General features: G+C 48.6%; 15 protein-coding genes. 6 read left to right on the top strand and 9 right to left on the bottom strand.

All coding sequences use genetic code 11. The features are described from left to right. Positions 1 to 128: 128 nt before the first annotated feature. Positions 129 to 719 (bottom strand): thioredoxin family protein, encoded by a 591-nt coding sequence (locus H7F15_RS14690; protein ID WP_185197747.1) that lies wholly within the window; start codon positions 717 to 719, stop codon positions 129 to 131. A gap of 2 nt (positions 720 to 721) precedes the next feature. After that, positions 722 to 1,372 carry a 4'-phosphopantetheinyl transferase superfamily protein gene (locus H7F15_RS14685; RefSeq protein WP_185197746.1) on the bottom strand — a complete coding sequence of 217 codons (651 nt, stop codon included), beginning with the start codon at positions 1,370 to 1,372 and terminating at the stop codon, positions 722 to 724. A 239-nt stretch (positions 1,373 to 1,611) separates the two neighbouring features. On the opposite strand from H7F15_RS14685, the gene H7F15_RS14680 reads away from it, so the two are divergent. Genes H7F15_RS14680 through folB form a run of 3 tightly spaced genes read left to right on the top strand, consistent with a single transcriptional unit; the run spans position 1,612 to position 3,878 of the window. After that, the gene (locus tag H7F15_RS14680) at positions 1,612 to 2,541 is read left to right on the top strand and encodes a WD40 repeat domain-containing protein (protein WP_185197745.1); all 930 of its coding nucleotides are present in this window, start codon (positions 1,612 to 1,614) and stop codon (positions 2,539 to 2,541) included. After that, positions 2,538 to 3,515, top strand: coding sequence for a DivIVA domain-containing protein (locus H7F15_RS14675; RefSeq protein WP_185197744.1), 978 nt, complete (start codon positions 2,538 to 2,540; stop codon positions 3,513 to 3,515). Before H7F15_RS14680 ends, H7F15_RS14675 begins: the two co-directional genes overlap by 4 nt. A 6-nt stretch (positions 3,516 to 3,521) precedes the next feature. Next, on the top strand, positions 3,522 to 3,878 hold the full coding sequence (folB, locus tag H7F15_RS14670) for a dihydroneopterin aldolase (protein WP_185197743.1): 357 nt from the start codon (positions 3,522 to 3,524) through the stop codon (positions 3,876 to 3,878). An 886-nt stretch (positions 3,879 to 4,764) separates the two neighbouring features. Here folB and meaB read toward each other — a convergent pair. Next, entirely contained in the window at positions 4,765 to 5,745 is a 981-nt protein-coding gene (meaB, locus tag H7F15_RS14665) for a methylmalonyl Co-A mutase-associated GTPase MeaB (protein ID WP_185197742.1), read from the bottom strand. 262 nt (positions 5,746 to 6,007) lie between these two features. Here meaB and H7F15_RS14660 point away from each other — a divergent pair, with 262 nt between their 5' ends. Then, positions 6,008 to 7,411, top strand: coding sequence for a DUF5723 family protein (locus tag H7F15_RS14660; protein WP_185197741.1), 1,404 nt, complete (start codon positions 6,008 to 6,010; stop codon positions 7,409 to 7,411). A gap of 71 nt (positions 7,412 to 7,482) precedes the next feature. On the opposite strand, the gene H7F15_RS14655 is transcribed toward H7F15_RS14660, so the two are convergent. The 4 genes from H7F15_RS14655 to H7F15_RS14640 all read right to left on the bottom strand — a co-directional run bounded on the left by H7F15_RS14655 (position 7,483) and on the right by H7F15_RS14640 (position 9,676). Further along, a complete protein-coding gene (locus H7F15_RS14655; protein ID WP_185197740.1) occupies positions 7,483 to 8,607 on the bottom strand; it encodes a hypothetical protein in 1,125 nt (374 codons plus the stop codon). A 103-nt stretch (positions 8,608 to 8,710) separates the two neighbouring features. Next, positions 8,711 to 8,956: a hypothetical protein gene (locus H7F15_RS14650; RefSeq protein WP_185197739.1), complete on the bottom strand. Its 246-nt coding sequence runs from the start codon at positions 8,954 to 8,956 to the stop codon at positions 8,711 to 8,713. A gap of 38 nt (positions 8,957 to 8,994) precedes the next feature. Then, positions 8,995 to 9,189, bottom strand: a complete 195-nt coding sequence (locus H7F15_RS14645; protein ID WP_185197738.1) for a hypothetical protein — start codon at positions 9,187 to 9,189, stop codon at positions 8,995 to 8,997. Positions 9,190 to 9,277: 88 nt separating this feature from the next. Next, on the bottom strand, positions 9,278 to 9,676 hold the full coding sequence (locus H7F15_RS14640) for a hypothetical protein (RefSeq protein WP_185197737.1): 399 nt from the start codon (positions 9,674 to 9,676) through the stop codon (positions 9,278 to 9,280). Between the two features lie 144 nt (positions 9,677 to 9,820). Here H7F15_RS14640 and H7F15_RS14635 point away from each other — a divergent pair, with 144 nt between their 5' ends. Continuing rightward, complete coding sequence (locus H7F15_RS14635; RefSeq protein ID WP_185197736.1) at positions 9,821 to 10,588, top strand: hypothetical protein; 768 nt, start codon at positions 9,821 to 9,823, stop codon at positions 10,586 to 10,588. 342 nt (positions 10,589 to 10,930) lie between these two features. Here the strand turns inward: H7F15_RS14635 and H7F15_RS14630 are convergent, their stop codons facing one another. Further along, positions 10,931 to 11,476 carry a metal-dependent hydrolase gene (locus H7F15_RS14630; RefSeq protein WP_185197735.1) on the bottom strand — a complete coding sequence of 182 codons (546 nt, stop codon included), beginning with the start codon at positions 11,474 to 11,476 and terminating at the stop codon, positions 10,931 to 10,933. A 105-nt stretch (positions 11,477 to 11,581) separates the two neighbouring features. Here H7F15_RS14630 and H7F15_RS14625 point away from each other — a divergent pair, with 105 nt between their 5' ends. Next, positions 11,582 to 12,073 carry a transposase gene (locus tag H7F15_RS14625; RefSeq protein ID WP_255481260.1) on the top strand — a complete coding sequence of 164 codons (492 nt, stop codon included), beginning with the start codon at positions 11,582 to 11,584 and terminating at the stop codon, positions 12,071 to 12,073. Positions 12,074 to 12,268: 195 nt separating this feature from the next. Here the strand turns inward: H7F15_RS14625 and scpA are convergent, their stop codons facing one another. Continuing rightward, a complete protein-coding gene (scpA, locus tag H7F15_RS14620; protein ID WP_185197733.1) occupies positions 12,269 to 14,404 on the bottom strand; it encodes a methylmalonyl-CoA mutase in 2,136 nt (711 codons plus the stop codon). Positions 14,405 to 14,422 lie beyond the last annotated feature (18 nt).

Here is a 14,422-nt window from a genome sequence, read left to right as displayed (position 1 = left end):
ATTGAAAAAGACAAACTATAGTTTACACCCTAAAATGTTTCTTACCGAAGGCAAGAGTGAAACTTAAAAAACAAAAGCCGCTCCTAAACTATAAGAGCGGCTTTTGTTTTTATCCTTCAATCTATAGTTTAGTACTTCCGGATCAAACAACCAGTGGCGCGTTTGTCGGCTATAGTTACGGCGCGGTTGGCCAGCACTTCGTCGATCACGTTTTTCAGGTAAGGGCTTTTCACGCCGCTTTCAACCTGTGGGTTATCGTCAACGGCACCTTTGTACTTTAATACAAAGCTGTCGCCGGTGTTGTGCAGCACAAATACTTCAGGGGTTTTAGTCGCTCCAAAACGGGAACTCACTTTTTGTCCTTCGTCAGCCAGGTACGGGAATCTATAGTTTTTGGCAGCCATTTCTTCCAAAGTTTCGCTGCCTTCGCCGAGGCCTACGCCCGGGTTAACAAAAATGAACTGTACCCCTTTGCTGGCATACGCGCTCGATAAGGTTACCAGGCGGTTCTCGTATAGTTTGGCGTAAGGGCAGGTGTTGTTGGTAAATACCAGCACTACAGTTTTGCTGTTGGCAAAGTCGCTGAGCGAAACCTCGGTGTTGCCTACGCCTTTCAGCGTAAAGTCTGCAACCTTATCGCCTAACTGGTAACTGCTGTTTTGGGCAAATGCACTTACCGTAAGCAAAAGGGCAGTGGCAAGAGTTGCTAAAAATTTCATGTCTATCGTTCGTTTGTAGAATTATCGATGCAATAAGTAAGTACGTGTTCGTTTAAAATCTCGTGCTGTACCTGATACAATTTAGAAAAATTATCTGTCTGCACATGGCCTAAAAGCAAATTTTCTGAATTCGGGTCGGGTTGCAGCAGTAAGTTCTCTTTAAAGAACAGTTTACGTTGGCTATACATTTTGTACAATGTTTCTTTAGCGCTCCAGTACAAGCAGGTTATATCCGCTTCTCCGCAAGTATAGTTCTTCTCGTTGTCGTTCAGAAACTTATCGGCTACACGCAGCGCTTTCGGGCTCAGTAATTCAACATCTATGCCAACTTCATATTTACTTGAAAGGATGACCGCAGCCAATCCAGGTGAGTGGCTGATGGAAACATGAAAAGGAGCCTGTTCGAACACCGGACGGCCATGATCATTGCGCTGAAGCACAGGCTTATCGGAAGTAAACTGTTGCAGTAAACTATAGACCAGCACCCGGCTGGCCAGCCACTCTTTCTGCCTGCGCGGGTGTGCCTGTTCCAGCATCAGTTCCGGAGAAATTCCGGTGGGCAGGGCAAGCAAAAGTTCCTCGGCGCGTTCTGTAATAGACCACGCACCAAGTACAGTATGCTCGTTTAGCTGGCGGGTAAAAAGTAGGGGCATAAGTAATTTATTGACTTTTTCTGGCTAATTAAACTGTCCCCTTGAGGGGACTATAGGGGTGTAAAGCCAGTTGCAAAAGCCCTTTACGAAGTTCAACACCCCTCTAACTCCCCTCAAGGGGAGACTTTTCAAAAGTAGTTGTTTGACTAACTATAAAATAACTTAACAACCCCGCTTTTTGTAGGGCTGCCGGGTAAATCGTAAATTTAGGTAAAATTTAACTTACGCTGATTTCACTGATGGCGAGCAAGGTACAAGTACAGAAAATAGCCACCCTGACCGGTCACCGCGATTGTGTTTATAGTTTAGAGCAGTCTGGTAGCGAAACACATTTTTATTCGGCTGCCGGCGATGGCATGATCGTGCGCTGGGACTTTAACGACCCGGAGCAGGGCGAACTGATCGCCCGCACCGAAAGCTCTGTGTACGCCATCAAATACATCCCGGACCGCGACCTGCTGCTAGTTGGCCAGAACAACGACGGCCTGCATGTGATAGATGTGAAGCAGAAAACGATAGTTAAATCAGTGCCGCTGCCGAAGGTGCCCATTTTTGATATTGAATATGTGCCGGATCTGAACAAAGTATATGTTGGCCTGAAAAACGGTGGAATAGCTATAGTTGCTGCCGATACTTTTGAGCTGGAAACTATAGTTCGGAAATCGGAGAAAAGTGTGCGCAGCCTGGCTTATAATGCTAAAACCAACGAACTGGCAGCCGGCTACAGCGACCACTTGGTGCGCATTTTTGATGCCATAACTATGGAAGTAAAGTTTGAACTACAGAACCATACAAACTCGGTCTTTACTATAGTTTACTCTCCGGATGGCGAACTGCTGTTAACGGGTGGGCGTGATGCACACTTGCGGGTTTGGGAAGCAACGAACAACTATAAAGAGCGTGGCTACGTGATCGCGCACATGTATACGATCAACAACATTACCTACAGCCCCGATGGCCGCTATTTTGCCACCTGCAGCATGGATAAATCAGTAAAAGTTTGGGACGCTGAAACCTTTAAGTTGCTGAAAGTGATCGATAAAGTGCGCAATGCAAGCCACGGCACATCGGTTAATAAATTATTTTGGTCGGCTCACAAGAATCAGTTAGTTTCGTGTAGCGATGACCGTACCATTTCGGTTTGGGATATAAATTTTGATGCATTATGAAGATTACACCGTTAGATATCAGGCAGAAAACGTTTGAGAAGGCTTTTAGAGGACTGGATAAGGATGAAGTAAATGCGTTTTTGCTGACGCTGTCGCAGCAGTGGGAGAAGATGCTGGATGAAAACAAGGATCTTCGCATGAAGCTGGATGCCGCCAACCGCGAAACCCAGAAGCTGCGCGAAGTGGAATCATCGCTATACAAAACGCTTAAAACCGCCGAAGATACCGGCAATAACATATTAGAGCAGGCCACCAAAGCAGCCGAGCTACGCGCCCGCGAAGCCGAACTGCAGGCCAACGAACTGCTGAACAAGGCCCGCAACCAGGCGCGCCAGGCCCTGGAAGATGCAGCCCGCCAGACCGAGAAGATGGTAGCCGAGATGCAGGAAGAAGTGAAAGGTCTGGAACAGGAATACCAGCGCATGGAAGGTTACCTGGATACCCTTGTTCGTGATCTGAAGAACCTGGCAAACGATGCCCTGGAAAAAGTAGAGCGCACCAAGGCAAAACCAAAGGGTGGTGTAAACAGTATGCTTTCAAGAGCAGCAAATGTAACTATAGACAACACAGAGCTGCTGAAAACCTTGAAAGATATGGACATCACAACCGAAACAATACAACAACAAATACCGGTATCAACTGCAGCCAATGCACCAATAGCGGTACAAAATAACGGCAAAGAATATAACCCACTTGGTGACCCGGCACCAGACGTAACGCAGCCACACCCGGAAATTCCGAATCCGGTGACGCCAGTGCCAAACGTACCATCGCCGGAAATAGAGCCTGTAAAACCTGATTACCCGGGCCGTGTGCCAGCGCCGGACATCGAAAAGCCTGTGCCTGAAATTAAGCCGGTTCAGCCAGAAAAACCTGAAATTCAGCCTCCGCTGACCGAGCCTTCGCGCAATGCTTATGCTAGCAACGGAGCAACTGTTAAGCAGGGTGGAGGTTCTTTCTTCGACGAGATCTAAGCAGGAATGGGGCAGATTGCACTGGAGGGCATGGAGTTCTTTGCCTTCCATGGTTTTTACGACGAAGAGCAGAAGATCGGAAACAAATACGGCATCGACCTGACGATAAACACCGACCTGCGCCGCGCCGCAGAATCTGATGACCTGGATGAAACCGTAAACTACGAAGTGCTGTACGCGCTGGTGCTGGAGGAAATGAGAATACCGGCCCGTCTGTTAGAGCACCTCGGCCACCGCATCATCGACAAGGTGTATGACAAATTTCCGTTTGTGCAGTCGGTGAAAGTGAGCGTATACAAATTTAACCCGCCGCTCGGAGGCATTTGCAAATGGGCAAAAGTTACCCTGGAAGAAGCGAGATAAAAGATACTTATTGATACAGAGACAGCTGGTTCAGGAATGGGCCGGCTGTTTTTGTTTTAGACCAGTGATTAAAGGGATTGAACTGATAAATAGGATTTCTTATTAGACTGTAGTTTGCGCTATAGTTTATAGTTGGCGTTGGTCCAACCACCCCTGCCCCTCCTTATCCAAGGAGGGGAACTCTGATACTACTATAGTTTAAGCTATAGTTTCATAGTTATAGACCAAGAGCGGACAGGTTTACCTGTCCCGACGGAATACATCCATAAGTAAACCGAACTGCTTTACCCAAGAGACATAGAGCAAACTAAAACTATAGCATCTACTATCGAGCTTGATTACAGTCTTTGGGTTGAGCGCCTCGAGAGGTTCCGGTGCCGTCAGGCATGGCGACGTCAGGAGCCAAGGAAGCGAAAGCAGCGCGATGCCCGAAGACGGGGCCTCCCGGCCTCAGAGGGAGCCAAATAAACTATAGAACTATAGGCTCTTAGAGCTCCCAGGATCAGAGATAACTATAAAAGAAAGGCTTGGTTCCAGCAGTAAGCAAAGCAAACTATAGGACTATAGCTTTTCAGCATCAACTATAGTTTGAGATGGATTTCTCACTGCGTTCGAAATGACAAAAAACGGAAATATAAGATGTCTCACAGCTACGCTGGCTCTTTTCGACTCTCGTCTCAAGAATGCTCGACATGACAAAAGAGAAACTACAGCTTGTCGAACCATGGCCAGAACTAATGGCAAGCCTGTCCCTGTTGGGCCAGTTTAGTCAGGAGACTAAACACCATATTTCGACACGAGCGAGAACGCTCGCGCTAGCGATGGAACTATAGGGTATAATAGAGTCTCTCGACTTTGCTCAGGTTGATAAATAGGAGGAAATTGGTCAAACCAACTTCAGCAACTCATGTGCTGCGGCAAACGCGGACTTTTGCCCGTGCTTTACCTGCTCCGCTATCGTTGCAAGCTGTGCCTTAACCTGTTGGTGGGCATAAAAATTCTCTTCCAGTCCTTGTCGTATCGCTTCGTACATCCACTGTAAATTTTGGTCGCGGCGCTTTTGCTCGAAGTAACCGTTTTGTTTGGTGAGTTGCAGGTACTCCGTTATAGTTTGCCAGATAGTGTCTAAGCCGGTTTGTTGCAGGGCAGAGCAGGTAGATACTTTAGGCATCCAGCCGGAGGAACCGACAGGGTAGAGGTGCAGCGCACTCTGATACTCTGCTTTGGCGGAAGTAGCCTTGCCCTGGTTTTCGCCGTCGGCTTTAGTGATGGCGATAGCGTCGGCCATTTCCATGATGCCGCGTTTGATGCCCTGCAACTCGTCGCCGGCACCGGCCAGCATCAGCAGCAAAAAGAAATCAACCATAGCATGCACGGCCGTTTCGGACTGACCAACACCAACCGTTTCCACTATAATGGCATCAAAACCGGCCGCTTCGCACAGAACTATCGTTTCGCGGGTGCTCCTGGTTACACCTCCCAACGACTTGCCCGCCGGAGACGGACGAATAAAGGCATTCGGGTTAACAGACAGCGACTCCATGCGGGTTTTATCGCCTAAAATACTGCCGCCGGTGCGCTGGCTGGTGGGGTCTATGGCTAAAACGGCCAGCTTTTTACCGGCCTGCTCAATTACATAGTTGCCAAAAGCCTCAATAAAGGTACTTTTCCCTACGCCCGGCACACCCGTGATGCCGATTCGTACTGCGTTTCCGGAATGGGGCAAAACCCTGTCAATCACTTCCTGGGCCAGTTCCTGGTCCTGGGGTAATTTGCTTTCTACTAAGGTAATGGCACGGCTCAGCAGCACACGGTCTCCGCTCAGGATACCATTCACATACGTTTCTGCAGAAAATCTTTTAGCCATAACGACAGGGTTTAGCTACAAAGTTAATAGAATGTACGGTACATCATAAGCCAACGAAGGCGCTGGGCCATTCCCGGAAAAACGGAACTATAATTTAAGAGGACTATATTCTGATTTTCAGAAAAAAAGTTGAACTTGCGCCCCGGTTTATACTTCTGAATTTGGTAACCTGTTCAGGTATAGTTATTTTGCTATAGTGGAGGTGTTGCTAAAGTATAAACCGGATCTTCCTGTACAGCACAATTTATTAGTTGACCTTTTTATGAAGAAAGTACTTTTAGTGGCCGCTGCTCTGCTGGCAGGGCAGGTGGCAGCACTGGCACAAACCGAAAGCAGCAGCTACTCGGTTGTAAGCCGTGGCGGCGTTCAGAACACGTTTGTGCACGATTACCAGGCCATTGGCGTAAACCCAGCCAACCTGGGCCGCAGCACCTCTTTTATCTCGTTCACCATTGCCGAGTTTGGTGGTTTCGGAAGCTCACAGGCTTTTACCCGCAAAACCCTGCGCAACGCTACCAAGCTGGCATCTGACCAGACCATAAGCATGGAAGAGCGCCTGCAGCTTGCCCGTGCCTTTACCAGCGACAACGTATTGAATGCCGGCGCCGATATGACCACCCTGGCCGTATCAGTAAGTCTGCCAAAAATAGGCGGCTTTGCCGTGAGCAACAGACAGCGCCTGCTGGGGCATGTGGCCTTCAATAAAAACTTTTCGGAGCTGTTGTTCCTGGGCCAGGATGCCGAGTTTCTGCAGAATGTACAGCCCGATGAAACCTTGTTTGTTTCCGAGATCTTTGATGGTTCTGAAGTAAAGATGTCGTGGGTGAACGAGTGGAACCTGGCTTACGGCCGCAAGGTGATGGAACTGCCACTAATAAACATTTACGGTGGTGTGGGCTACAAATACCTGCAGGGCCTGGGCCTGTATGAGTTCAGCGCCAAAGGCGGAAACGTGAAAGCGTACAATGCCTTCTCGCCGGTGCTGGATGCCGATTATGACAAATACCTCGACGATCCGAAGTTTAACCACAACAGCGCCGATGGGTTGCTAAGCCCGGTTGGCCGCGGCCACGGTGTTGACCTAGGTCTTTCTGCCGAGATCATCAAAATCGTAAAAGTAAGCGCTTCCGTTACTGATATTGGTAGCATCCGCTGGAACAAGAACCTGCTGGAGGGGAAAGACAATGGCTTTACCATGAGCGACCTTGGCGAAACTGGTGCCGATAACGAAGGCTTCTGGGGAGATGCCGGTAAAATGGCCCAAACTATAGTTGATAGCGCCCTGGTTTTCAGTCCGGTGAATGAGATGAAAGTGAAACTGCCTACACGTTTCCGTTTTGGGGCAGGCGTTAAAATTGGCCAGCGCGTGGAAGTTGGTGTAGACTACGTGGCACCTCTGAACAAGGCACCAGGCAACATTGCTTCTGATTTCGTTGGGTTAGGTATCGATTTCTCGCCTGTTCCGGTGTTCCGCCTGAGCTCAGGTGTATCATCAGGAGCAGGAGATAAGCTGAATGTGCCGTTTGGTTTCGCTATTGTTTCGCCGGTGTATGAGTTTGGCCTGGGCATGCGCGATGTAACCGCTCCGTTCACAAAAAATAACCCGGGAGCTTCTTTTGCAATGGGCTTCCTGCGTTTCAAGATCGGTAAGCCGCAGCTACTGTAACGGTAGCTATAGTTCATAACAGAAAGGCCAGCCTTAACCGGGCTGGCCTTTCTGTTTTTATAGTTGGCAGTTTATCTTTTTACATCCTGTGCAAAGTTAGGTAAACCAAGATCACTGCGGCGGCCGGCCAGCTTTATGCCATTGTCCTGGTAAACTACAGCTTTGCCTGCTGCATTCGGATTTTCGATAATGCCCAGATACAGGTTATCTTTACGGGCTACATAAATGCGGCCATTAGGGCCGGTTTGCAGGGCACCTAACACGGGGCTGCCTGAGGTAGCTACTATAGTTGCCGATTTTATAATATCGCCGGGGCTACCTGCTTTCAGATCAAACTGCACTACCTGGCCCTTACCTGATTTTTTATCTTTAACGGTGCCGTATAGTTTGCTGCCATCCGGCGAAAAAGCAATGCCATAGGCCTCTGTAAAACCTTTAAATAACACAGGGTTGGATATTTTGCCAGTGCTGCGGTCAAAGTTCAGGAGCTCGAAGTTGCTGTCGTCGTTCCAGAGGGCTGCAGCCAGTTTGGTGCCGTCCGGCGAGGGTTTCAGGTAACCGATGGCCTTGCGGTTTGCGCCCCCGTGCACGGTGCCGGCGTGGCTCATTACAGGTTGCGTGGCTACCCCGGTCTCTGATACCAGGAAAGAGATATAAGCATTGCTGTTCCAGCGGTGTGCAATCACCCACCAGTCTTTACCGTTGCTGTGGCGTACGGCTGTCAGTTTTTCGGTGGCCGGTGCGATCATAAATGTATTCTTAAACACCAGGTCGCCGTTGCCGTTGTCCTTGCTCATGTCCAGTATACTATAGCGCAGGCCATCCGACTGTGCCTGTATATCAGTTGTAAAAATATAGTATATGGTTTCGGAGCCGGGTTTGGGAATTATAAGCGCCGACTGCGTAGAGGAGTTGCCGCCCAGCAGGCCGTTGCCGTTGGGCATTACCCGGTGGTTCCGGTTCCAGACGGTGAGGCCGTTGGTATAAAACAGCAGGTTCCCGTTTTTATCTGAAATGCTGGCGCTGCCTTCTTCGGTATAAAGTCTGCCATTGGCTAAGGCCGTTACCGAATCGCCGTGGATGGCAATACCGGCCCCTTTGCCAAAGAACCAGTTGTTCTGTTCGCCCTGGGCCTGGGCTATAATCACAGAACTATAGAAAAGTACCGCAGTGGCTATGTGTTTTAATCGGATCATGTGTTTGCGTTTTACCTGATAACGCGGTTGTTGCAAACGTAGTGCCAGAGTAAAAAAAGAAGGGCAGGTTTACGATGCCTGCCCTTGATTATAAACTATAGGTTTAAAGGCTGTCCGGAGCGGCAGCGTTGTCGTCACCTATTACTTCGTTCACATAGTCTGTTGTGTCGTCGGCGGCAGTGCCGGGCTGGTCACCGGTGCCTTCCACACCCGATTCGTTTGTGTCACCGGTCTGCGACTCTGGCGGCATTTCTGCGTTTTCGCCGTACTCGCCGCCACCGCAGGCTGCAAACAGCAAAGGCGCACAGATCAGGGTTAGTGTTGCTATTTTTCTGGATATTGTTTTCATAGTTAATTAAGTAAAAGTTCAGGTTACGAAAGCAGCAGTTACATCGTGGCTGTCGTGTCGGTGTCTGTCATAGCGGTGTCCTGTGGCATGCTGTTGTCAGTATCGGTGTCTATCTGTTCGTTCTGGGTAGCATGGTCATCTCCTTCGCCGTCGGGCCGGCCGCCACACGAGGCAACTGCCATTGTTGCGCCGATAAGCATAGCACCGGCTATAGTTGTTCTTATTCGTTTCATAGTTTATGCACTTGGTTAATGGAACAATTTTCTATTGTACGAGGCATAAACATACAAAGACTAAACCGGCGCCTGGAAAAACGGCTGCTTAACGACTGAACGGGTACCTGGTAAACGTTACCTGGCTCATGGCATCTTTCTCATATACGCCAAGGCAGTTCTCGCGGAAAGGAGCGGGAATAGGTTGGTTACCGGGCTGTACCTCGGTTGGGGCCGGTTTGCCTTCCGGGAAAAAATAGACCTTGGTATTGCCGTACTTGGTGTGTGGCATATACTCGCCGTACTGCTGCATCTGCGACCACAGGGTATCGGAAACAGTTACGGCATAGATGCGGATAATGGGGCCGGTATTGTTCTCGTTCCGATAAAAGGCAGTTTCTTTAAAGTCGCCTTCCAGGTCATCGGGGCCCGGTTGCGAAAACGAGTCGTAGATAAACCAGCCGATAAGCACGACTGTAAGGGCTAAAAGGATGTGTTTTAGTTTCATGAATTTGTAAGTGACCAACTATAGGAAACAGCAAATGCACCCAATTGTTTTAAAAATTATCTGATACTCATTTTTGAGTATTGTATAATCGAATTATTTATTTGAAATTTGCCAGTCTTTTATAATCACTAACAAAATAAAACAATGAAATTAAACATTACCAGCAAACTGCTGAGCCTGCTTGTTATGGCTTCGCTTATCTTAACCTCTTGCGGCGACGACAAAGATGATGATGTAACACCAGATGTTGGCCAGACATCATGCAGACTTACCAAAGTATCCGATGACGATAGCGACGAGTCGGTGATCGAATACAACGCAAAAGGCTATGTAAGCAAAGTTACAGAAACTGACAGCGAGGATGGCACAGAGTACACTGTGGTATTTACCTACGACAGCAACAACAACCTTGTAAAAGAAGAGTCTTTTGAAGATGGTGAATCGGATGGATACTATACCTACGAGTACAGCAACGGTATGCTGAGCAAAATAAAGAGCTACTCTGGTGGTGAGCTGAACTATACAGAAACCCTTACTTACGACAGCAACAAGAAGATCACCAAGATCTCTGATGATGAAGGATATGTAATGAACTTTACTTACAGCGGCAACAACGTATCAGAAGCTACAGTAGGGTACATGGATGAAATCAGCTATAAGATTAAGTATGAGAACTACGATAATAAACTGACCCCGTATGCGGCTATCAAAGGTATGGTTAACCCATATTCAGGTTCAAGCCAGAACAACCCGGGCAAAGTAACTTATTCTTACTACTACGAAGGTGAAGAGGCTGAAACAGCTGTGATCAACTATACTTACCAGTACAACGACAAAAACCTGCCAACCAAAATTACGGAGGTTGATGGCGATGACACGTATGTAACCAACTTCACATACGCCTGTAACTAAGCACCAACTATAGCTAAACTATAGCAAAGCGGGTTCCTTCGGGTACCCGCTTTTTGTTTACCTGCATGCTGCATAAGTATGCGCGGAGCCTGATTAGTATCTCATTAAAAATTACCCAATAATGAGTATTGAACTATAGATATATATAGTTGAACTTTGTTTTAAATCAATTACAACTATAAACGCTTATGAGATTGTGTATAGGAACTACGGTACCAGGATACACCGATCATGGCAGAAATACTGATACTTACCAATACAGATAATACCCTCTACATTCCTAAACCCTAATCCCCGAAAAGCGGGCCGCTCATTTGGTCCGCTTTTATTTTATAGCTGCCGTTATTCTGCAGAAGTGCGCCGCCTGAAAAACCAAACTATAGCCAGGCAAACTATAGCAGGCAGCCCTACCCACACCAACTCACTTTTTATAACACGCCAACCCCACTCACTGAAAAAATTGCCAACCCCGATCGGTGAAACCTGTATCGGGCGCCACGGTAGGAAATAACGGGTATTATCAAAAGGTGCGAATATGGCCACGCCCAGGCCTCCGTTAGTGAGGGCATCCAGCAGGATATGGGAAGCCGTGCATAGGGTAAAATACAACACCAGTAGGAAGCCCTGTTTGCTGCCAAATCGGGTGTTCCGGAAGAAAACTATAGTTACGTCTATGCCTAACAGCAGCGCAAATACCAGCGAGTGCGAAAATCCCCGGTGCCCGAATAGGTGTTCATACGGTACCCCGAACTTAAACATTACCACATCGGCATCCGGAACTATAGTACAAAATGCCCCAAGTACCCAGAATTTTGCAGAAGTATATTTGTTTGGGTAAGCTTTGCCTATCGTTAGCGCTGCCAAAGCGTGCGCAAATGCTGATGCCATTGTTTGGGGTTTGGGTCAGGCAAACAAGATAGTAAATAATTCGTCTTGGGTAAGATGAGTGAAAAGTATAGATTCTCGGGCCCGGACTATCTTTATTTTGTAACATTGACAGTAGTTGAATGGGCTGATGTATTTACCCGCCGCGCGTACAATGAGCTGCTTTGTGAAAGTTTAGCATACTGCCAGAAAAAGAAAAACCTAACGGTATATGCTTGGTGCATTATGACCAACCATGTGCACTTAATTTGCTCAGCACCAAAGTTGCCAGACGTGATACGTGATCTGAAGAAATATACTTCCCGGTTTATAGTTGATTCTATTAAGAATAACCCCGCAGAAAGCCGGAAAAACTGGCTGTTGTGGATGTTTAAAAGTGCTGCCGGAAAAAGTGCCAGCCACGGCGAATACCAGTTTTGGCAATTGGGTGGGCATTATGTGGAGTTAAGCACCAATGAGCTGATGGAGCAGCGGTTGGAATACCTGCACCAAAATCCGGTAAAGGCTGGTTTTGTTGAAGATCCGGAACATTGGTACTATAGTAGCGCGAGAGATTATGCCGGGCAGAAAGGGAGGCTGGAGATTGTTTTGATTGAGTAAGAATCTGGCGCCGGTATCCAACCGGTGCCTTAGGTGGGTGTGAGTCTCCAGACTCACTTATATAAGGATGAAAGCGAGTCTGGAGACTCGCGTACACTATGCGTCACCGGTTAGATACCGGCGCCAGAAACTTAGAAGTAAAAAACCGCAGTTGAACTGAATCAACTGCGGATTTAGACTCTTAACTCTAAACTTTTAACTCTTAACTGAATTAATCAGCTTTTCCAGAATATTCTGTGCGGCAACGGAAATGATTGTGCCCGGACCAAACACACCCACAGCACCTGCCTGGTACAGGAAGTCGTAGTCCTGGGCAGGAATTACACCTCCAACTATAACCATGATGTCGTCACGGCCTAATTTGCGGAGCTCCTCAATTAAGTGCGGAACCAGCGTTTTGTGGCCGGCTGCGAGAGAAGAAACTCCCACTACGTGCACATCGTTTTCAGCGGCCTGCATGGCTACTTCGGCCGGGGTCTGGAACAATGGGCCTATGTCTACGTCAAAGCCAAGGTCGGCGAAGGAAGTGGCAATTACCTTGGAGCCGCGGTCGTGGCCGTCCTGGCCCATTTTAGCCACCATAATGCGTGGCCGGCGGCCTTCGAGTTCTTCAAACTGATCGGCTAATTTCTTAGCGCGGTCAAAGTTCTCGTCATCGGTTATTTCTGCTGAATACACTCCTGATATGGCTCTGATTATTGCTTTATGTCTTCCGTATACTTTCTCCAGGGCATCTGAAATCTCGCCTAAGGTGGCGCGGTGGCGAGCTGCTGCAACGGCCAGGTCCAGTAAGTTGCCTTCGCCGGTTTGTGCTGCTGCGGTTAAAGCTTCGAGTGTTTTGGCTACTGCATCATTATCACGGCTTTCCTTTACATTAGCCAGTCGGCGCAACTGCGATTCCCGCACTGCTGTGTTGTCGATATCCAGGATGTCGATTTCCTGTTCGTGTAGTGGTTTGTAGCGGTTCACGCCAACTATAATGTCTTTACCGGAGTCGATGCGGGCCTGCTTGCGGGCAGCAGCTTCTTCGATGCGCATTTTAGGCAAACCAGTCTCAATCGCTTTGGCCATGCCGCCCAGCTCTTCCACTTCCTGTATCAAGGCCCAGGCTTTGTGCGCCAGTTCATGCGTCAGCGCCTCTACGTAATACGAGCCGCCCCATGGGTCCACTACTTTGGTAATGTTGGTTTCCTGCTGCAGGTAGATCTGTGTGTTACGGGCAATGCGGGCTGAAAAGTCGGTTGGCAAGGCAATGGCTTCATCCAGCGCGTTAGTGTGCAAACTTTGTGTACCGCCCAGGGCAGCAGCTAAGGCTTCCACGCAGGTACGGGTTACATTATTGAACGGGTCCTGCTCGGTTAAGCTCCAGCCGGATGTCTGGCAGTGCGTTCGTAAAGCCAGTGATTTCGGGTTCTTTGGGTTGAACTGTTTGATAAGCTTTGCCCACAGCATACGCGCGGCGCGCATTTTGGCAATCTCCATAAAGTGGTTCATGCCAATGGCCCAGAAAAACGACAAACGCGGTGCAAAATCATCAATGTCCATACCTGCCTGCAAACCGGTGCGCACATACTCCAAACCATCCGCCAGGGTATAAGCAAGTTCAATATCGGCGGTGGCGCCGGCTTCCTGCATGTGGTAGCCCGAAATGGAAATAGAGTTAAAGCGCGGCATCTTTTTGGACGTGTAGGCAAAGATGTCGGCAATGATCTTCATGCTCGGCTCCGGCGGGTAGATGTAGGTGTTGCGCACCATAAACTCCTTCAGGATATCATTCTGTATCGTTCCTGAAAGCTGCTCCGGCTTTACACCCTGCTCTTCGGCAGCAACTATGTAAAACGCCATGATCGGCAACACGGCGCCGTTCATCGTCATCGAAACTGACATTTCATTCAGTGGGATCTGATCGAAAAGTATCTTCATATCTTCCACCGAATCAATCGCCACACCGGCTTTGCCCACATCACCTACCACACGCGGGTGGTCGGAGTCGTAGCCGCGGTGCGTGGCCAGGTCAAAGGCTACCGAAAGGCCTTTTTGCCCGCCCGCCAGGTTGCGGCGGTAAAAGGCATTACTTTCTTCGGCAGTAGAGAAACCGGCGTACTGGCGGATGGTCCAGGGCTTTTGCACATACATGGTACTGTAAGGCCCGCGCAGATAAGGCGGCAGACCGGCGGCAAAACCGGTATGTTCAAAGCTGGCGGCATCCTCAGCGGTGTAAAAGCTCTTTACTTTTATCCGCTCCGGCGTTTTCCAGGCGGCAGCCTCCGGCGGCGCACTCTCAGCCGATGTTACTTTTGCTATGTCTATTTTCGAGAAATCAGGCTTCATGTGTTTAATTATGAATTA

The sequence above is a fragment of the Pontibacter sp. Tf4 genome (assembly GCF_014212495.1).
Lineage (GTDB): Bacteria > Bacteroidota > Bacteroidia > Cytophagales > Hymenobacteraceae > Pontibacter.
Note: the sequence above shows the minus strand (reverse complement) of the source record. Positions and strands in the feature narration are given on the sequence as shown.